The 16525-nt window shown below is 42.5% G+C and carries 14 protein-coding genes; 11 read left to right on the top strand and 3 right to left on the bottom strand.

What is annotated here, in order from left to right; genetic code table 11:
* Positions 1-165 precede the first annotated feature (165 nt).
* The 8 genes from MHB38_RS18150 to qoxD all read left to right on the top strand — a co-directional run bounded on the left by MHB38_RS18150 (position 166) and on the right by qoxD (position 9433).
* A complete protein-coding gene (locus MHB38_RS18150) occupies positions 166-1344 on the top strand; it encodes a galactokinase (RefSeq protein WP_419465665.1) in 1179 nt (392 codons plus the stop codon).
* Entirely contained in the window at positions 1344-2336 is a 993-nt protein-coding gene (galE, locus tag MHB38_RS18145) for a UDP-glucose 4-epimerase GalE (RefSeq protein ID WP_202734131.1), read from the top strand. The genes MHB38_RS18150 and galE overlap by 1 nt, the downstream gene beginning before the upstream one ends.
* Positions 2337-2367: 31 nt before the next feature.
* Positions 2368-3888 (top strand): UDP-glucose--hexose-1-phosphate uridylyltransferase, encoded by a 1521-nt coding sequence (galT, locus tag MHB38_RS18140; RefSeq protein WP_341004130.1) that lies wholly within the window; start codon positions 2368-2370, stop codon positions 3886-3888.
* 7 nt (positions 3889-3895) lie between these two features.
* Complete coding sequence (locus MHB38_RS18135) at positions 3896-4978, top strand: M24 family metallopeptidase (RefSeq protein ID WP_008345497.1); 1083 nt, start codon at positions 3896-3898, stop codon at positions 4976-4978.
* A gap of 513 nt (positions 4979-5491) precedes the next feature.
* Positions 5492-6448, top strand: a complete 957-nt coding sequence (qoxA, locus tag MHB38_RS18130) for a cytochrome aa3 quinol oxidase subunit II (protein WP_089374137.1) — start codon at positions 5492-5494, stop codon at positions 6446-6448.
* Between the two features lie 27 nt (positions 6449-6475).
* Positions 6476-8434, top strand: coding sequence for a cytochrome aa3 quinol oxidase subunit I (gene qoxB, locus MHB38_RS18125; RefSeq protein WP_008345496.1), 1959 nt, complete (start codon positions 6476-6478; stop codon positions 8432-8434).
* Positions 8434-9051: a cytochrome aa3 quinol oxidase subunit III gene (gene qoxC, locus MHB38_RS18120; protein ID WP_008359616.1), complete on the top strand. Its 618-nt coding sequence runs from the start codon at positions 8434-8436 to the stop codon at positions 9049-9051. Before qoxB ends, qoxC begins: the two co-directional genes overlap by 1 nt.
* Before the next feature lies 1 nt (position 9052).
* Positions 9053-9433, top strand: a complete 381-nt coding sequence (qoxD, locus tag MHB38_RS18115; protein WP_007497818.1) for a cytochrome aa3 quinol oxidase subunit IV — start codon at positions 9053-9055, stop codon at positions 9431-9433.
* Between the two features lie 77 nt (positions 9434-9510).
* On the opposite strand, the gene MHB38_RS18110 is transcribed toward qoxD, so the two are convergent.
* Positions 9511-9774: a spore morphogenesis/germination protein YwcE gene (locus MHB38_RS18110; RefSeq protein WP_008345491.1), complete on the bottom strand. Its 264-nt coding sequence runs from the start codon at positions 9772-9774 to the stop codon at positions 9511-9513.
* Between the two features lie 477 nt (positions 9775-10251).
* Between MHB38_RS18110 and MHB38_RS18105 the strand changes: the two genes are divergently transcribed.
* The 3 genes from MHB38_RS18105 to MHB38_RS18095 all read left to right on the top strand — a co-directional run bounded on the left by MHB38_RS18105 (position 10252) and on the right by MHB38_RS18095 (position 13382).
* Positions 10252-11463, top strand: a complete 1212-nt coding sequence (locus MHB38_RS18105; RefSeq protein ID WP_008345489.1) for an FtsW/RodA/SpoVE family cell cycle protein — start codon at positions 10252-10254, stop codon at positions 11461-11463.
* 110 nt (positions 11464-11573) lie between these two features.
* Positions 11574-12323: an oxygen-insensitive NADPH nitroreductase gene (gene nfsA, locus MHB38_RS18100; protein ID WP_017360135.1), complete on the top strand. Its 750-nt coding sequence runs from the start codon at positions 11574-11576 to the stop codon at positions 12321-12323.
* Between the two features lie 54 nt (positions 12324-12377).
* Positions 12378-13382: an LLM class flavin-dependent oxidoreductase gene (locus MHB38_RS18095; protein ID WP_311754398.1), complete on the top strand. Its 1005-nt coding sequence runs from the start codon at positions 12378-12380 to the stop codon at positions 13380-13382.
* An 11-nt stretch (positions 13383-13393) separates the two neighbouring features.
* Here the strand turns inward: MHB38_RS18095 and MHB38_RS18090 are convergent, their stop codons facing one another.
* Together MHB38_RS18090 and MHB38_RS18085 are read right to left on the bottom strand one after the other, a co-directional pair.
* Positions 13394-13621: a hypothetical protein gene (locus MHB38_RS18090; protein WP_017360133.1), complete on the bottom strand. Its 228-nt coding sequence runs from the start codon at positions 13619-13621 to the stop codon at positions 13394-13396.
* A gap of 81 nt (positions 13622-13702) precedes the next feature.
* On the bottom strand, positions 13703-16126 hold the full coding sequence (locus MHB38_RS18085) for a S8 family peptidase (RefSeq protein ID WP_202734132.1): 2424 nt from the start codon (positions 16124-16126) through the stop codon (positions 13703-13705).
* Between the last annotated feature and the right edge of the window lie 399 nt (positions 16127-16525).

Genomic DNA, 16525 nt, shown 5'->3' with positions numbered 1-16525 from the left:
CACAGCAAAAAACAACCTTTTTCTATTTTGAATCATGTTACACCTCATATCACATCGTACCATTCACAGCAAAAAAAGGGTATTTTTTAACGATTTTTTTACCATTGAACTTCAGCTGATGGGGCAACTAAAATAAGATTATCAGAAGAGAAAAGGGGAATGGATATGATCGACACATTACGAGCAGCATTTCACCAGCAATTTGGAGATCAGGAAGAACTCCGCTATTTTTTCGCCCCAGGCAGAGTCAATCTGATTGGTGAACACACAGATTATAATGGGGGCCATGTCTTTCCATGTGCACTCACTCTTGGTACATATGCTGCGGGAGCAAGACGATCACATGGACGCGTCAGAATGTATTCCTTGAATTTTGAAGAAGAAGGTGTGAAAGAGTTCGACCTTTTTGAAATCGCTTTCTCAGAATCGGACGGCTGGGCGAATTATCCGAAGGGAGTATTCCAACAGTTTATCGAAGCAGGCATGGATGTGAAAGAAGGCTTTGATATTGTATATGCCGGCAATATCCCAAATGGCGCAGGCCTGTCATCCTCTGCCTCTATTGAGCTCGTCACGGCTGTCTTGATCAATGAATGGTCGTCATTCGGCGTAACGCAAATCGACCTAGCCCTTCTTGCGCAGCGTGCTGAAAATGAGTTTATTGGCGTGAACTGCGGCATTATGGATCAATTTTCAATTAGTCTTGGAAAAGAAGGTCACGCTATTTTGCTCAATTGTGACACGCTTTCCTTTGAATACAGCCCATTTCGGCAAGAGGGTCTGGCACTTGTCATTGCCAATACAAATAAAAAACGAACACTTGCAGATTCCAAATACAATGAACGCCGTTCAGAATGTCAATCTGCTTTAAACGATCTTAGAAAAGAACGAGATATTGCGCATTTATGTGAGCTCACGGCGGATGAATTCGCTAAGCATGAACATTTGATACAAGATGAAACGTGTAGAAGACGTGCAAGACATGCCATCACGGAAAACGAGAGGACCATGAAAGCAGTAAATTTTCTGAAAGATGATAAAATGGGAGAACTAGGTGCACTCATGAAGGCATCTCACCTTTCTTTAAAGAATGATTATGAAGTCACTGGGCTTGAGCTAGATGCACTGGCTGAAGCCGCATGGCAACATCCAGGGGCGATTGGTTCCCGTATGACAGGTGCTGGCTTTGGGGGCTGTACCGTCAGCATTGTGAAAGAAGAGCTTCTGGACTCATTTATAGAAGAAACAGGTGCGATTTATCAAGAAAAAACAGGCATTCAAGCCTCTTTTTACACAGCTGGAATTGGAGGCGGCGCTAGAGAATTAACGAAGGAGGAATTTTGATGGCAATTTTAGTATGTGGGGGAGCAGGTTTTATTGGCAGTCATGCGGTAGCGGCTCTTTTGGCTAAAGGAGAACAAGTAGTAATTGTGGATAATTTGCAGACAGGTCATAAAGAGGCAGTCGTAAAGGGTGCCGTATTAGAAGAGGGAGATTTAAGGGATCATGCTTTTTTAAGACGGGTTTTTCAAACGCATGACATAGAAGCGGTCATGCACTTTGCGGCAGATTCACTTGTTGGAGAAAGTGTAACAGACCCGCTGAAGTACTATGACAACAATGTCGGAGGGGCAACGGCTTTACTTCAGGTGATGAATGAATTTGATGTGAAACGCATTGTATTCTCTTCAACTGCTGCGACATATGGTGAACCAAAGCGTGTACCGATCGTTGAAACGGATGAGACGAACCCAACAAATCCTTATGGGGAAACAAAGCTCGCGATTGAGAAAATGCTGAAGTGGTCTGAGCAGGCATATGGTATTGAATATGTTGTGCTTCGTTATTTTAATGTAGCCGGTGCTCATACAGAAGGGATTGTCGGGGAAGATCATCAGCCAGAAACGCATTTAATCCCAATTATTTTGCAAGTGGCATTAGGAAAACGTGATCAAATCATGATTTACGGTGAGGATTATGAAACAGAGGATGGCACATGCATTAGAGACTACATTCATGTCATGGATTTAGTAGAGGCGCACATTCTAGCGGTTGAGCGTCTGCGTGAAGGAAAAGGAAGCACGACGTACAACTTAGGGAACGGCACAGGCTTCTCTGTGAAGCAGGTCGTGGAAGCCGCAAGAGAAGTGACGGGTCATGCCATTCCAGCACAGGTGGCAGAAAGACGTGCGGGTGATCCAGCTAAGCTGATTGCTTCATCAGAAAAAGCGCTGAAAGAACTAGGATGGAAGCCGCAATATGCAGATCTCCACACCATCATTCAAAGTGCATGGGATTGGTTTCAGAAACATCCAGATGGCTATCAAAGTGAGTAACGTGTAGCAGGCAGGGGAGGAGACAAAGGGAATGGCGATTGATATTTTTGAAAAGCTAGAACAGCTGATTCAATATGGGGTTAATAAAGAGCTGATATCACCACTAGATATGGATTATACAAGGAACCGGCTGCTAGAGGTGCTTGGTCTCGATGATGCTGAGGCAAGAACAGTCTCAGGAGACAGCGACCTTGAAGACATCTTAATGCCGATGCTCGATTGGGCAGTTGAAACAGGTCTTATTCCTGACGGGACAGATACGTATCGTGATTTATTAGATGCCAAAATCATGGGCTGCTTGGTGGCGCCTCCGAGTGTCATCTATGCAAAGTTTGAAGAGAAACGCAAGCATTGCGGACCAAAGGCAGCGACAAGCTGGTTTTATGAAATGCAGCAGCATGCCCACTATATTCATACAGGCAGAATCGCCAAAAATGTGCAGTGGTTTACACCGACAGAAGATGGTGAGCTTGAGATCACGATTAATCTATCGAAACCGGAAAAGGACCCAAAAGCGATCGCTGAAGCCAAACAGCTTAGTCAAAAGCAATATCCTCTTTGTCTCCTTTGTAAAGAAAACGTTGGGTTTGGGGGACGCATCAATCACCCAGCAAGACAGAATCACCGGATTATTCCGGTAACACTTACAAATGAGTCGTGGTTTATGCAATTCTCGCCGTATGTGTATTACAACGAACATTGTATTGTGTTCAAGGGCGAGCATGAACCAATGCAGATATCTAAAAAGACCTTCGAGCGTCTGCTTTCCTTCATATCTATATATCCGCACTATTTCATAGGATCAAATGCTGATCTTCCCATTGTTGGAGGCAGCATATTAAGTCATGACCACTTTCAAGGTGGTGCTCATGAATTTCCGATGGCGAAAGCAAAGATGGAAGAAGTGTTTTCTCTCGAAAAGTTTCCGAGGGTGAAGGCGGGTATTGTGAAATGGCCGATGTCAGTGATCAGGCTTCAAAGCAGCGACCAGCAGACGCTTGCGGAGGCAGCGGATTTTATATTACATGAGTGGAAAATGTATTCAGATCCAGAAGCGGGGCTGTTCTCACATACAGGAGAGACCCCGCACAATACCATTACACCGATCGCACGCCGCCATGGGGATGAGTACGAATTAGATCTCGTGCTACGAAATAATCGTACAGACAAGCAGCACCCAGGCGGAATCTTCCATCCGCACAAAGAAGTTCATCATATTAAAAAAGAGAATATCGGATTAATCGAAGTCATGGGTCTCGCCGTGCTTCCTGGAAGATTAGCAGCGGAATTAAGCCAGCTAAAAGCGGCGCTGCTATCCAAAAACCCTCTTGAAGAAATCAAAGCCTGTCCGCCTATCATGAAGCACGAGTCATGGGCAGAGCGTCTGATCGAAGAGAATACCTTTACGAAGGACAACGTAGAAACCATTTTACAAAAAGAAATCGGCCTCATTTTTTCTCGTATACTCGCGCAGGCGGGTGTGTTTAAAAGAACAGAGAAAGGGAAAACAGCATTTAAACGTTTCGTTCAAACACTCCATACAGGCAGGTGATGAGTTGATGATTGAACAGGTAAGAACTTTAATGGAAGAAAAACAACTCGATGGTGTTCTGATTCAAAAGCGTAATAACTTTTCTTGGCTTACAGGAGGAAGAAGAAACCACATTGTGTTAAACACGCCAGAGGGCGTTTGTCAGCTACTTGTGTTGAAAGACGACATTGTTCTAGTTGTGAATCAAATGGAAGAAAAACGAATCATTGAAGAAGAAATGGCGTATTTTGACCATCCCTTTCAAGTCGTCACAATGGATTGGTTTGAGGATGAGACTCCTTACATTCAAACACTCATAAAAGACAAACGAATCGGTGCGGACATTCACATGGAAGGAGTGGAGTGGATCGAACCCGATTTGTCTCGTGTTCGATCGATCCTTTCAGCGCCACAGCTCAGCCAATACGAAACCCTTTGTCATGACACAGCGGTTATTGTAGAAAGTGTCTGTCAAGAAATCGTTCCAGGACAGACGGAGCATGAAATTGCTTCGCTTGTTGCTCAAAGAGCGATTGGGCAGGGGATGACGATAGAAGTGCTGCTTGTGGCGACAGATGACCGGATTCATCAATATCGCCACCCGATCCCAACAGAAAAAGCACTTCAAAAGCATGCACTGGTTGTCCTTTGTGCTGAACGGCATGGACTCGTGGCAAATGTCACAAGATCCGTTTACTTTGGACAGCTACCAAAGGAGCTTGAAGAAAACAAAGAAAGGCTTGCGCGAATTGACACGGTCATGAATGCGGCCACTCGTCCAGGGAACACCATTGGAGATGTATTGAAGGCAGGCATTGCTCAATATGAAAAAGAAGGCTTTCCTGATAGCTGGAAAAAGCTTCACCAAGGAGGCAAGACTGGATTTGTGTCTAGAGAGATCATTGCAGTTCCTTCATCCGTGGAAGAGATCCAGCTTCATCAAGTATTCACTTGGAATCCTTCCTTACCAGGATTGAAATCAGAAGATACGATGGTCGTCGAGAAAGAAGGAAATCGCTTTTTAACCTATACAGGCAAGTGGACGTATATAGACATAGAACATGAAGGAAGCATCTATAGACGACCAGACATTTTGGTGAGAGACGAATAATGAGAAGCCGGCGATGAGCCGGTTTTTTGCTGGAAGTCTTTAGCGAGTTTCCACTCATTTATCACCATTACCAATCATTACAGCGCATAGGGGGAGGATCGATACTTTCTTTTCTTGTCGACTTGCGTTAAAATGAGTAAGGTTTTTGTTAAATATGGGGATACCTATTTTAGAATTGTTTACCTAGATAAAATTTCATAAAGTTAAATTGAAATTTGACCAAACTTTTTTATTGTGGTAAACCTAAATTTGACAAAGTTCTTGATTGTTTGTCCTTTGCCTTCAACTCTCAACTTTTCAAATTCCTAGAAATTTATTGTGTGTGCAATAATATAAATTTATGGCGAATTTATGACATTTCAATAGAAATCTGTTGAAAAATAAATGAACTTTTGAAAAAAGGGGAGCTAACTCCAACAGATTTTGATAGCATTACAAAGGGAAGAAAAGTTTTCGAAGGCAGATGGCTTTTCACAATTATTCAGCAATTTATACATTATTTAAGGAAGGATGGTGATCTTCTTGTTCAGAGCCATTAAACCTATGCTTTTATTAGCGATGCTCGTGAGTGTTTTTGTATTAGGAGGTTGCAGCAATATCGCTGTTTTAGATCCTAAAGGACCAGTCGCAGCACAACAAAAAGACTTAATCCTTTTATCTATTGGATTCATGCTCTTTATCGTTGGTGCGGTATTTGTACTGTTTACCATCATTTTGGTTAAATACCGTGAGCGTAAGGACGTTGGAAACGCCTCTTATAACCCAGAACTACACGGGAATACGCTTCTAGAAGTTGTCTGGACAGTGATCCCAATATTAATCGTTGCTGCCCTTTCAGTTCCAACTGTAAAAACCATTTACTCTTTGGAAGAGGCGCCTCAAGCAACAAGTCATAAAGATCCACTTGTCGTTTATGCTACAGCAGTTGATTGGAAATGGATCTTCAGCTATCCAGAGGAAAATATTGAAACAGTGAACTACTTAAACATTCCAAAAGATCAGCCGGTTTTATTTAAAATCACTTCCGCTGATACAATGGCATCACTATGGATTCCTCAGCTAGGCGGGGAGAAGTATGCGATGGCTGGAATGGAAATGGAACAATATCTTCAAGCTGATGAAGTAGGCACATATGAAGGAAGAAACGCCAACTTCACAGGCGAAGGCTTTGCTCAGCAAAAATTCAAAGTCAATGCGATGACGCAGTCTGACTATGATAAATGGGTAAATAAAACGAAAAAAGAAGCACCAAAGTTAACGAAGAAAACGTATGACTACTTGATGCTTCCTGATGCTGCAGATGTGCAGACATTCTCATCAACACATTTATCTTTTGCGAAGCACGGAGAGGATTCTGAATATGCACTCCAAGCACGCAAACGTTTAGGTTACCAATCAGTTTCTCCGCATTCCAAGACAGATCCTTTCGAGAATGTGAAGAACTATAAAAGAAAACTAGAAAACGAATAAACTGACTAAGGAAAGGAGGAGGCCGTTATGCATTTAAAATGGGATGAGTTTTTTGTAACTGGAGACCCATTAATTCTTGGTGCGCAAATTTCTATCGCTCTTACTTCCATTGCCATTGTGTTTGTTTTAACCTACTTCAAAAAGTGGAAATGGCTCTGGAAAGAATGGCTGACATCAGTTGATCATAAAAAGCTTGGAATCATGTATATCCTTGCTGCTGTGATTATGTTCTTCCGCGGTGGGGTAGACGGACTGATGATGCGCGCGCAGCTGGCGCTTCCTAATAATACGTTTTTAGATTCAAACCACTATAATGAAATTTTCACAACGCATGGTACGATCATGATTTTATTCATGGCGATGCCATTCTTAATTGGTTTAATCAACGTCGTGGTTCCTCTTCAAATTGGTGCACGTGACGTTGCATTCCCGTATTTGAACAACTTGAGCTTCTGGACATTTATGGTCGGAGCAATGCTGTTCAACATTTCCTTCGTTATTGGAGGATCACCAAGTGCAGGCTGGACGAGTTACATGCCGCTCGCCGGAAATGATTTCTCACCAGGACCTGGACAGAACTACTACTTGCTCGGGCTCCAAATTGCAGGTATTGGTACACTAATGACAGGTATTAACTTCATGGTGACCATCTTAAAAATGCGTACCAAAGGTATGACGCTTATGCGTATGCCGATGTTTACATGGACAACATTGATCACGTCTGTCATTATCGTTTTCGCATTCCCTGTTTTAACAGTTGCTTTAGCACTTATGACATTCGATCGTTTATTCGGTTCAGCATTCTTTACACTCGAAGCGGGCGGTATGCCAATGCTTTGGGCGAACCTTTTCTGGATTTGGGGACATCCTGAGGTATATATCGTTATCCTGCCGGCTTTCGGTATTTTCTCAGAAATCTTTGCGACGTTCTCAAGAAAGCAGTTGTTTGGTTACAAAGCGATGGTTGTATCGATTGTGGCAATCTCTGTTCTTAGTTTCCTTGTGTGGGTTCACCACTTCTTTACAATGGGGAACAGTGCAGCGGTTAACTCATTCTTCTCGATTACAACAATGGCGATTTCTGTACCAACAGGTGTGAAAATCTTTAACTGGCTCTTTACAATGTATCGAGGCCGTATCAGTTTTACATCCCCAATGCTTTGGGCACTTGGTTTCATCCCGAACTTCGTAATCGGTGGTGTGACTGGGGTTATGCTTGCGATGGCAGCTGCGGATTACCAGTACCATAACACGTACTTCTTAGTATCCCACTTCCACTATGTATTAATCGCAGGTACTGTATTTGCTTGTTTTGCAGGTCTTGTTTTCTGGTATCCGAAAATGTTTGGTTACAAGTTAAACGAACGAATCGGCAAATGGTTCTTCTGGGTATTCATGATCGGATTTAACATCTGTTTCTTCCCGCAGTACTTCTTAGGACTGCAAGGAATGCCAAGACGTATTTATACGTATGGACCAGAAGATGGCTGGACTGCACTAAACTTTATTTCAACAATTGGTGCATTCATGATGGGTATCGGATTCATCATCCTTTGCTATAACATTTACTACAGCTGGAGACACGCGAAACGTGAAGTGTCTGGAGACAGCTGGGGAGAAGGACGTACGCTTGACTGGGCGACATCTTCTGCAATTCCGCCGCATTATAACTTTGCAGCACTTCCAGAAGTGACGTCACCAGATGCATTCCATCATTGGAAGCAAAACAATGTAGACGTTCATCCTGAAAAAGAATTCAAGAAAATTCACATGCCGCACAATTCAGGCAGACCGCTTATCATGTCTGCATTCTTCGGACTTGGTGCATTCGGTCTTGTATTTGAATGGTACTGGATTGGCGTTATCGGCTTAATCGGTGTATTCGCAACAATGATTTTACGTTCATTTGAATATGACGATGGCTACTATATTCCTGTTGAAGAAGTGATTGAAACAGAGAAAAAGAATAAGGAGGCGCAGAAGTAATGGGACATAATGATAGCAGCTATGCAAATGCACCGCTTGAATATCAGTCTGAAACAGGACGTTTAAACATCCTTGGTTTCTGGATATTCCTTGGCGCGGAAATCGTGTTATTCTCAACACTTTTTGCGACCTACTTTGTTCTTCATGGCAGAACAGCTGGCGGCGTTTTGCCAGCTGAGCTATTTGATATGAAGCTTGTATTGATCATGACATTCCTGCTATTGGTGAGTTCATTTACATGCGGGATTGCCGTTCATGAAATGCGCCGTGGAAGTACAAAAGGGGTTGTCATTTGGACGATTCTGACACTGCTTCTAGGTGCAGGCTTCGTTGGTTTTGAGATTTTCGAATTCTTCCATTATGTACATGAGGGTGCGAGCATCCATACAAGTGCATACTGGTCTGCATTCTTTGTTCTTTTAGGAACTCACGGATTACACGTATCCATTGGTATCTTCTGGATTACGGGCATCTTGTTCCAAATTAAAAAACGTGGATTAACACCACAAACAGCAGCGAAGATCTTTATCTCAAGTCTATACTGGCATTTCCTTGATGTTGTATGGATTTTCATCTTCACAGCTGTGTACTTGATCGGATTAGGGGGGCTTTTGTGATATGGCTGGAAAAACACATTCCTCAGCAGAGCACGAACACTTCCCTTGGAAACACGTAGTTGGCTTCATTCTCTCCATTGTGCTAACCATCTTAGCATTCTGGATTGCCATCGGAGCTGAAATTGGCAGTTCCGCAAAACTATGGATTATCTTTGGTTTTGCCTTCATTCAAGCATTCTTGCAGCTGTTCATGTTCATGCACATGACAGAGAGTGAGAACGGGACTGTTCAAGTCGGAAATACTTTGTTTGGTCTGTTCTGTGCGATCATTTTCGTCATCGGGTCTGTTTGGATCTTCGCGGCTCACTACAGCCACGGAGAGAACAGCAAAGACGGTTATTCACCATCTGCGCCAAAGCAGTCTGAGCATTCAGAGAAATAATAAAAAACCACTCATCTTTCATAGATGAGTGGTTTTTATGCTGATTGTGATAACGCTTCCAATTGATGATGCAATATCTATCTGCTACTGAATCTTTTGCGAATGAATGGAAGTCCATAGATGAGGAAAGCTGCAATATGAGCCAGAATCACGTTAATGGCAAAGAATGCGATCATGAAGGTATGTCCTGCTGGAGATAAACTGCTTGTCATGTAAAGACCGAAGAAAATCCACATAATCATGATGGGTGGAATAGATGCTAATGCAATCTTTCTGTTTTCCAACCATAAAAACAGGGGTGTAGCTGTTGCAATACATAGGTACGCAAAGAACATATCCATCGTATCCAACTCCTTTGTAAGTTGATGTCCAAATTCAAATGAGAGGTCAGGATGCAATTGTGTCTGTTTTTAGGAGATATTGTGAACATTTTGTTACAAATATTATACCACAATTGACTTTGAAGTAAACTCAATAATTGGAAAATGGGCCTTATTCCGCAGAATTTGTTTTTTTTCTTATACCTCAGTTAAGCTTATGTTGGCAAGATGTTCACCTTTCATATCGCCACATAAGTCATTGAATTTTCCCCTTAAAATCTGTAAAATAATCTTTTTAAAGGACTTATGATCGGTTGTCATGATAGAGTGGAAAGGAATTTTTTCCTATTGTTAGGATGAAAAGTATTTCATTTTTTGAAAATAGAATGGAACCTTTCAGGTGTCACTTCCGTCATATTTAAGGTGAGTTGCTTTTGTGAAAATTTCAATCTAATATAAATAAGGGCTTTTATGTTTTGTAATAAGGGTGGTTAGTTCATGAACAAGCAGAATACATCTCCTTACTATCAGGGAGATTTGATTTTTATATTTTTAGCCTTCTTTGCCATCAGTGTCATCGCTATTTATGCTGCGGGACAGTTTGGGCAATATGGATCTAATGCATGGACCAGACAGATCATTTACTACATGGTCGGGGTCATCTGTATTGTGGCTATTAATTACTTCGATCTGGAACAATTAGAAAAGTTAAGCCTATATATTTTTATAGGCGGCATTATGCTCTTAATTCTTTTAAAAATTGCTCCTGCACAAATTGCAGGTCATGATTTTGCTCCAATTAAAAATGGTGCAAAAAGTTGGTTTGTGTTACCGGGAATTGGAACATTTCAGCCTTCAGAGTTCATGAAAATTGGTTTGATTATGATGCTCGCCTCTGTCATTGGGAAGGCAACCCCAAGAGGAAAACGAACATTAGAAGATGATATTTTCCTACTATTAAAAATTGCCGGCGTGGCTGCTGTACCAGTCGGACTCATCTTTTTGCAAGATGCAGGTACGGCTGCGGTATGTATGTTTATTGTCGTTGTCATGGTCTTTTTATCAGGGGTCAACTGGAAATTGATCTCTCTCATCGGTTCAGTGGTTGTGCTCTTAGTTGCCGCTGTGTTAGCCGTGATTATTCTATTCCCTGATTTCGCACAAAAGATCGGGATTCAGCAGTATCAGATCAACCGGATTACCGCTTGGCTGCCTGATAGTTCTTCGACAGCCAACCAAGCCCAGACACAGGATGCATCTGGATCTGATAAATATCAAGTCGAGCAAGCCATTATGGCAATTGGGGCAGGACAAATTTTCGGGAACGGTGTTAAAAACTTAAAAGTTTATGTTCCAGAAGCACAGACAGATATGATTTTCTCTATCATAGGGGAAGCCTTTGGTTTTGTCGGCTGCGCATTTGTGGTCATCATGTTCTTCTTCCTGATTTACAGGCTTGTTGTGTTGATTGACCGTATCCATCCTTATAGCCGGTTTGCGTCATTTTTCTGTGTAGGATATACAGCATTGATTGTCATCCATACATTCCAGAACATTGGCATGAACATAGGCGTCATGCCTGTAACAGGGATACCGCTCTTATTCATCAGCTTCGGGGGAAGCTCTGTTTTATCTGTTCTGATTGGATTTGGTATCGCCTATAATGCAAGTGTTCAATTAACGAAATATCAAAGTTATTTATTTAAATAAAACGGGTAAAGGGCAGTCTAAGCGTAGGCTGCCTTTTTGGTGTGAGTTCTAACTTTTGAAAAGCAATATTCATTTGTCTTATGATAGTAGGAGTGAAGGAGGTCTTCGAATTGAATAAAACGATAGAAACCATCTTAAATCATCGGTCCATCCGTTCGTTTACAGATGAGCGTCTGACAGACGAAGAAGTGCTGACACTTATCAAAAGTGCACAGGCTGCTTCGACATCAAGCTATGTACAGGCGTATAGTATCATTGGTGTAACAGATCAGGAGAAGAAGGCGAAGCTTGCTGAACTGGCTGGAAATCAGCCATACGTTGAGAAGAATGGGCATTTTTTTGTTTTCTGTGCAGACTTGAAACGCCACGACTATATCGCAAAAAAAGCAGGGAAAAACCATCAAGAAGCGCTTGAGAATACTGAAGCCTTTCTGATCAGTGTGATTGATGCGGCGCTCGCTGCGCAAAATGTCAGTGTCGCCGCAGAATCTATGGGACTTGGCATCTGCTATATCGGCGGACTGCGTAATCAGCTGAAGGAAGTATCAGAATTACTTGAAACGCCTTCCTATGTGCTGCCGCTATTCGGCCTGGCCATAGGACATCCTGCCAATTCATCATCTCAAAAGGAACGGTTGCCCGTTGAGCTGATCTATCATGAAAACACATATCAGCAAGACGAAGCTCATGTGGATCGTTATTTAAAAGAATACGATGATCGTATTTCATCATATTATGAAGAACGAACAAACGGTGAGAGAAAAGATACATGGTCTGAGCAAATGCTTCGAGGCTTTAGCCAGCCAAAACGTGCTTTCCTCGGAGATTTTGTGAAAGAGAAGGGCTTTAATCGAAAATAAATCAGGAAATCCCCCTTTCAAGTGAGAGAGGGGGATTTCTGTAAGAGGTGCGACATCATGAAATTAAGTATACTGGATCAATCTCCATTGATTGGAGATGCGACGCCTGCTGAGGCGCTGAAGCAAACAGTCGAGCTGGCGAAGCAGGCAGAGAAATGGGGTTATCATCGATTTTGGGTATCAGAGCATCACTTTTCAAACCGGCTCGCAGGATCGAGTCCAGAGGTGCTTCTCGGTCATTTATCAGCTGTGACGTCACATATCCGTATTGGTTCAGGTGGCGTCATGCTGCCCCACTACAGTGCCTATAAAGTAGCAGAGAACTTCAGAGTGCTCGAAGCCTTGGCTCCGGGCAGAATTGATCTTGGCATTGGACGTGCTCCTGGAGGTATGCCGATCTCCTCCATTGCCCTTCATCATGGAGAACGGAAGCGACTTGGTGATCAATACCCTGAGCAGGTAGAAGAATTAAGGGTGTATTTACATGATTTAGCCGATGAATTTTATCCGCTGCCTCACCTGACCGCTTCTCCGAAAGTAGATACTGCCCCAGAGGTATGGATGTTAGGTTCCTCTGGAGGAAGTGCACGGCTTGCCGCAAAAGCAGGTGCAGGCTATACGTTTGCTCTTTTCATTAATGGAGAAGGCGGAGAAGACTCTGTGTCGCAGTATATCAACCGATTTGAACCTTCAGAATTTGGTGCTGAGCCGCGTGTCAGTCTTGCGGTCTTCGTTTTATGTGCAGAAACAGAGGAACAGGCAGAAAAATTGGCTGTTAGCTTAGATTTATCATTATTAGCTAACGAACAAGGACAGAACCTTGGCGGCTTTCCTTCATTTGAACAGGCAAAGGACTATTCCTACAGTCCATATGAACAAAAACGAGTAGCAGCCAATCGACAGAGAATGGTTGTTGGCACGCCAGCCTCTGTGAAGCAGCAGCTGACAGAACTCGCAAAGGCGTATCGTACAGATGAAGTGATCGCTGTGACCATCACACATCACATGCAAGACCGTCTCACATCGTATCGTTTATTAAAAGAAGCTTTTGACGCATAACTTATGTAAATTTACCGTCTGCGCAGCCAATAAAAGGGATAGAGGAGCATCATGGTGAGAATAAAGGCAGCTGTCACCGCCAAGCTAAGCGGATAAATGCAGGTGGTATAGACAGTCAGTTCACATGCTTGATGAAAAGGACGAGGCTGTTTTGCATGTAAAAAGGTAAAAAAATAAACCAAGGTGATCGTGAGAAAAAAAGCCGTCATAAAAGAAACGATCCATAGCCATATCAACATGAATTTCTCTTTCCTCCATATATGATAGAAAAGCCTTGTTGAGCTGATGGGCTCATACAAGGCTTTTTATGTGATTCTTGTTTATTCAGGATAAATATCGAATGGTTCTTTTGTTTGAACCGTATCTGATTTGCCTTTCAGGCTTGCATACGCAAGCATTGTATACTCACCTGCTTCTAACTTCTGTCCTTTATTGATCGTGCCATTCCATTTCACACGATGCTCTCCTTTATCAACATGTTGATAAACTCCTGCTTCACCTAAATACTTTCCATCTGTCGAGTAGACGAGGAATGCAAGATTTTCAGCACCGCCTGGGAGATAGCTACTAATGACATAGCTTCCAGCACGGTTATCCGGCTCTACGGAAACCGAAGTGACGCGCGGGTAATCAGGCTCTTTTACAATCAATAAAGTAGGGATTTCAGTGACCTTTCTGCCATTTTCGCGAATGGTGATACTGCCTTGGTACGTTCCTTTTTTCGTTTTTCCATAATTCACTTGTACTGCGGAAGTAAAGGACCCTGTGGAATTCCCTTTTACTGTGATTTTTTTCGTGCCGTTTGTGCTAATGCCGTTGCCATCGAACTTGTAATCAATGGTATAGGTTTTCGGTGCTTTTGACAGGTTTTCTACCTTGAACTTCTTCGTTTTGATTTGAACGCCCTTTTCTTTTAAGAAAGTGCCGTACGAATAGCTTGCATCAGACACAATAGAAGACGCTTGAAGTGATTCGATGATTCGAACGCTGCCTGTGCCCTGCGTATTGTGAGGGAACGGGCTGCCATTTGGATCATACAATGTTTCTGCTGTATTCATCATCAGCGCTTTAATTTGCTCTGTAGAATACGATGGTTTTGCTTGTTTAATAATCGCTGCTACTCCGGCTACATGAGGAGATGCCATGCTTGTTCCTTGCTTCGATCCATAGCCGTATGGCTGAGAAGGATCGTGTGTCGGAATGGTGCTGACAATACTCACGCCAGGTGCTGAAAGATCTGGTTTGATCATCCACGTATCGACAACAGGTCCGCGAGATGAGAAGTCAGCGACTTGTTCACTTAACTCTTTCACAAATTGAATCGAGAAAGTTGTTGTATTGTTACCAGCCTCAATGGCTTTAACAAGTGCTGTTCCTTCCGCTTTTGACAGCTTAATCGTCGGAAGGGCTAGACCTGGTACATCCACAGGGATTTCTCCATCTGTATTGTTGTACATGACAACGCCGATCGCACCAGCAGCCTTCGCATTGTCCACTTTATCAACAAAGGCAATGGCTCCACGTTCAATCACTGCCACCTTTCCTTTGACATCGATGTTTTCAAAATCTTTTTCGTCACCGATGCCTGCTTGGACGAGTGTGACTTGTTTTTGGTCAAGTGCTTTTAAATCATTTTCTTGATAGTAGCCCATCACTTTTGCTGTTGAATAGTTCGGGAATTTCACGTTGTATAGACTGTACGGAAGCTGAGTGGCTCCGACAGAAATAGCATCTCTTGATGTCCCAGGAGATCCAACGGTCCAGCTGTTTGGCCCGCTGTTTCCATTTGATGTCACAGCGACAACCCCTTCAGACATGGCCCAATCCAGTGCGATGCTTGTTGCATAATCAGGGTTATTCACACTGTTTCCAAGAGAGAGGTTCATGACATCGGCTCCGTCAGTGACAGCCCGGTCGATGCCTGCTAGGACATTTTCAGTTGTTCCTGATCCGCCTGGTCCAAGGACACGGTAGGCGAGAAGGGTAGCATCTTTTGCGACACCTTTAATTTGTCCATTTGCCGCAATTGTTCCTGCGACGTGTGTACCATGATCTGTCGATTCGCCTCTAGGATCTCCTTTTGGTGTTTCTTGTGGAGAATAGTCATTATCAACAAAGTCATAGCCTTTGTATAATCCGAAGTTTCCTTTTAAATCAGGGTGGGTATAATCTACTCCAGTATCAATGACAGCGACTTTTACTCCTTTTCCAGAGTAGCCGGCATCCCAAGCTTTTGGGGCACCGATAAATGGGGCGCTTTTATCCATGAGTGGAGAGACATCCTCATTAGGAAGCTGGACGCTTTTCTTTTTCACTTCATCTGTTTGATATGTAACATCCGGATAAACGGCTTTTACTCCGTCAACTGCGAGCAGTTTCGGGATTTCGTTTGCAGGAAGTTTCATAGAGAAACCAGAGAAGACTTTTTCATATTCTTGATGAACACTCGCTTTATCTAGCTTTTTGAGTGCTGCATTCTTTACTTTCGTTCGAGATTTTTTGAGGGAGGCCTTTGTTTGTGCTTCGCCTTCTTGCTTGGCTTCAACTAAGGATTTTTCCTTTAATTCAACAATGACAGTGGTGTGTTTTCTAGACTTAACATTGATTTCGCCGAAGATTTCTGCTTTTTCCAGTTCCACCTGTTTGTTCGATGGAGCGGCAGCAGCCTGACCTGAAAAGAATGTGGATAAGGTAAAAATAGTGGAGAACAATAGAACAGAAGAACGAGAGATTACTTTTTTCAATTAATTTTCCCCTTTCTAGCTGTGTATTTAGGGAGATAGCCTTTCTTTTTGTGGATAAATAGGAAAGATTCACTGCCCGTTATTAAGTATTCCATACGATGAAACCAATTCCTTTACTAAAATGGTCTTATTTTACATAGTCATAAAGAACTATTTTGTTTATAAAGTCACACTTATGCACAATAATCTGTTGATAACTCGATTATTCAGATATATATATATGGAAAATAAAAAAATCTCATACACAAAATCTAGTAAGAGGGTGTTGATATGTGGATAAACCCTGTTGATAAGATGTGCTTATCTTTGGGATAGTGTGTGTATAAAATTTTCATAGAAACATTGTGGAACATGATCATCTTCTGCACTTTTCAACAAAACTTCTGAAAACTAGTTCGT

Source organism: Bacillus sp. FSL K6-3176, assembly GCF_038003325.1.
Lineage (GTDB): Bacteria > Bacillota > Bacilli > Bacillales > Bacillaceae > Bacillus > Bacillus altitudinis.
The sequence above is the reverse complement of the archived record's forward strand: the minus strand, read 5'-3'. Positions and strand labels throughout refer to the sequence as shown.

Coding starts and splice junctions, on each gene's coding strand:
- MHB38_RS18090 (WP_017360133.1), bottom strand. CDS start 13,621: ATGTTGATATGGCTATGGATCGTTTCTTTTATGACGGCTTTTTTTCTC.
- galE (WP_202734131.1), top strand. CDS start 1,344: ATGGCAATTTTAGTATGTGGGGGAGCAGGTTTTATTGGCAGTCATGCG.
- qoxC (WP_008359616.1), top strand. CDS start 8,434: ATGGGACATAATGATAGCAGCTATGCAAATGCACCGCTTGAATATCAG.
- qoxB (WP_008345496.1), top strand. CDS start 6,476: ATGCATTTAAAATGGGATGAGTTTTTTGTAACTGGAGACCCATTAATT.
- MHB38_RS18135 (WP_008345497.1), top strand. CDS start 3,896: ATGATTGAACAGGTAAGAACTTTAATGGAAGAAAAACAACTCGATGGT.
- qoxD (WP_007497818.1), top strand. CDS start 9,053: ATGGCTGGAAAAACACATTCCTCAGCAGAGCACGAACACTTCCCTTGG.
- MHB38_RS18110 (WP_008345491.1), bottom strand. CDS start 9,774: ATGGATATGTTCTTTGCGTACCTATGTATTGCAACAGCTACACCCCTG.
- MHB38_RS18105 (WP_008345489.1), top strand. CDS start 10,252: ATGAACAAGCAGAATACATCTCCTTACTATCAGGGAGATTTGATTTTT.
- MHB38_RS18150 (WP_419465665.1), top strand. CDS start 166: ATGATCGACACATTACGAGCAGCATTTCACCAGCAATTTGGAGATCAG.
- galT (WP_341004130.1), top strand. CDS start 2,368: ATGGCGATTGATATTTTTGAAAAGCTAGAACAGCTGATTCAATATGGG.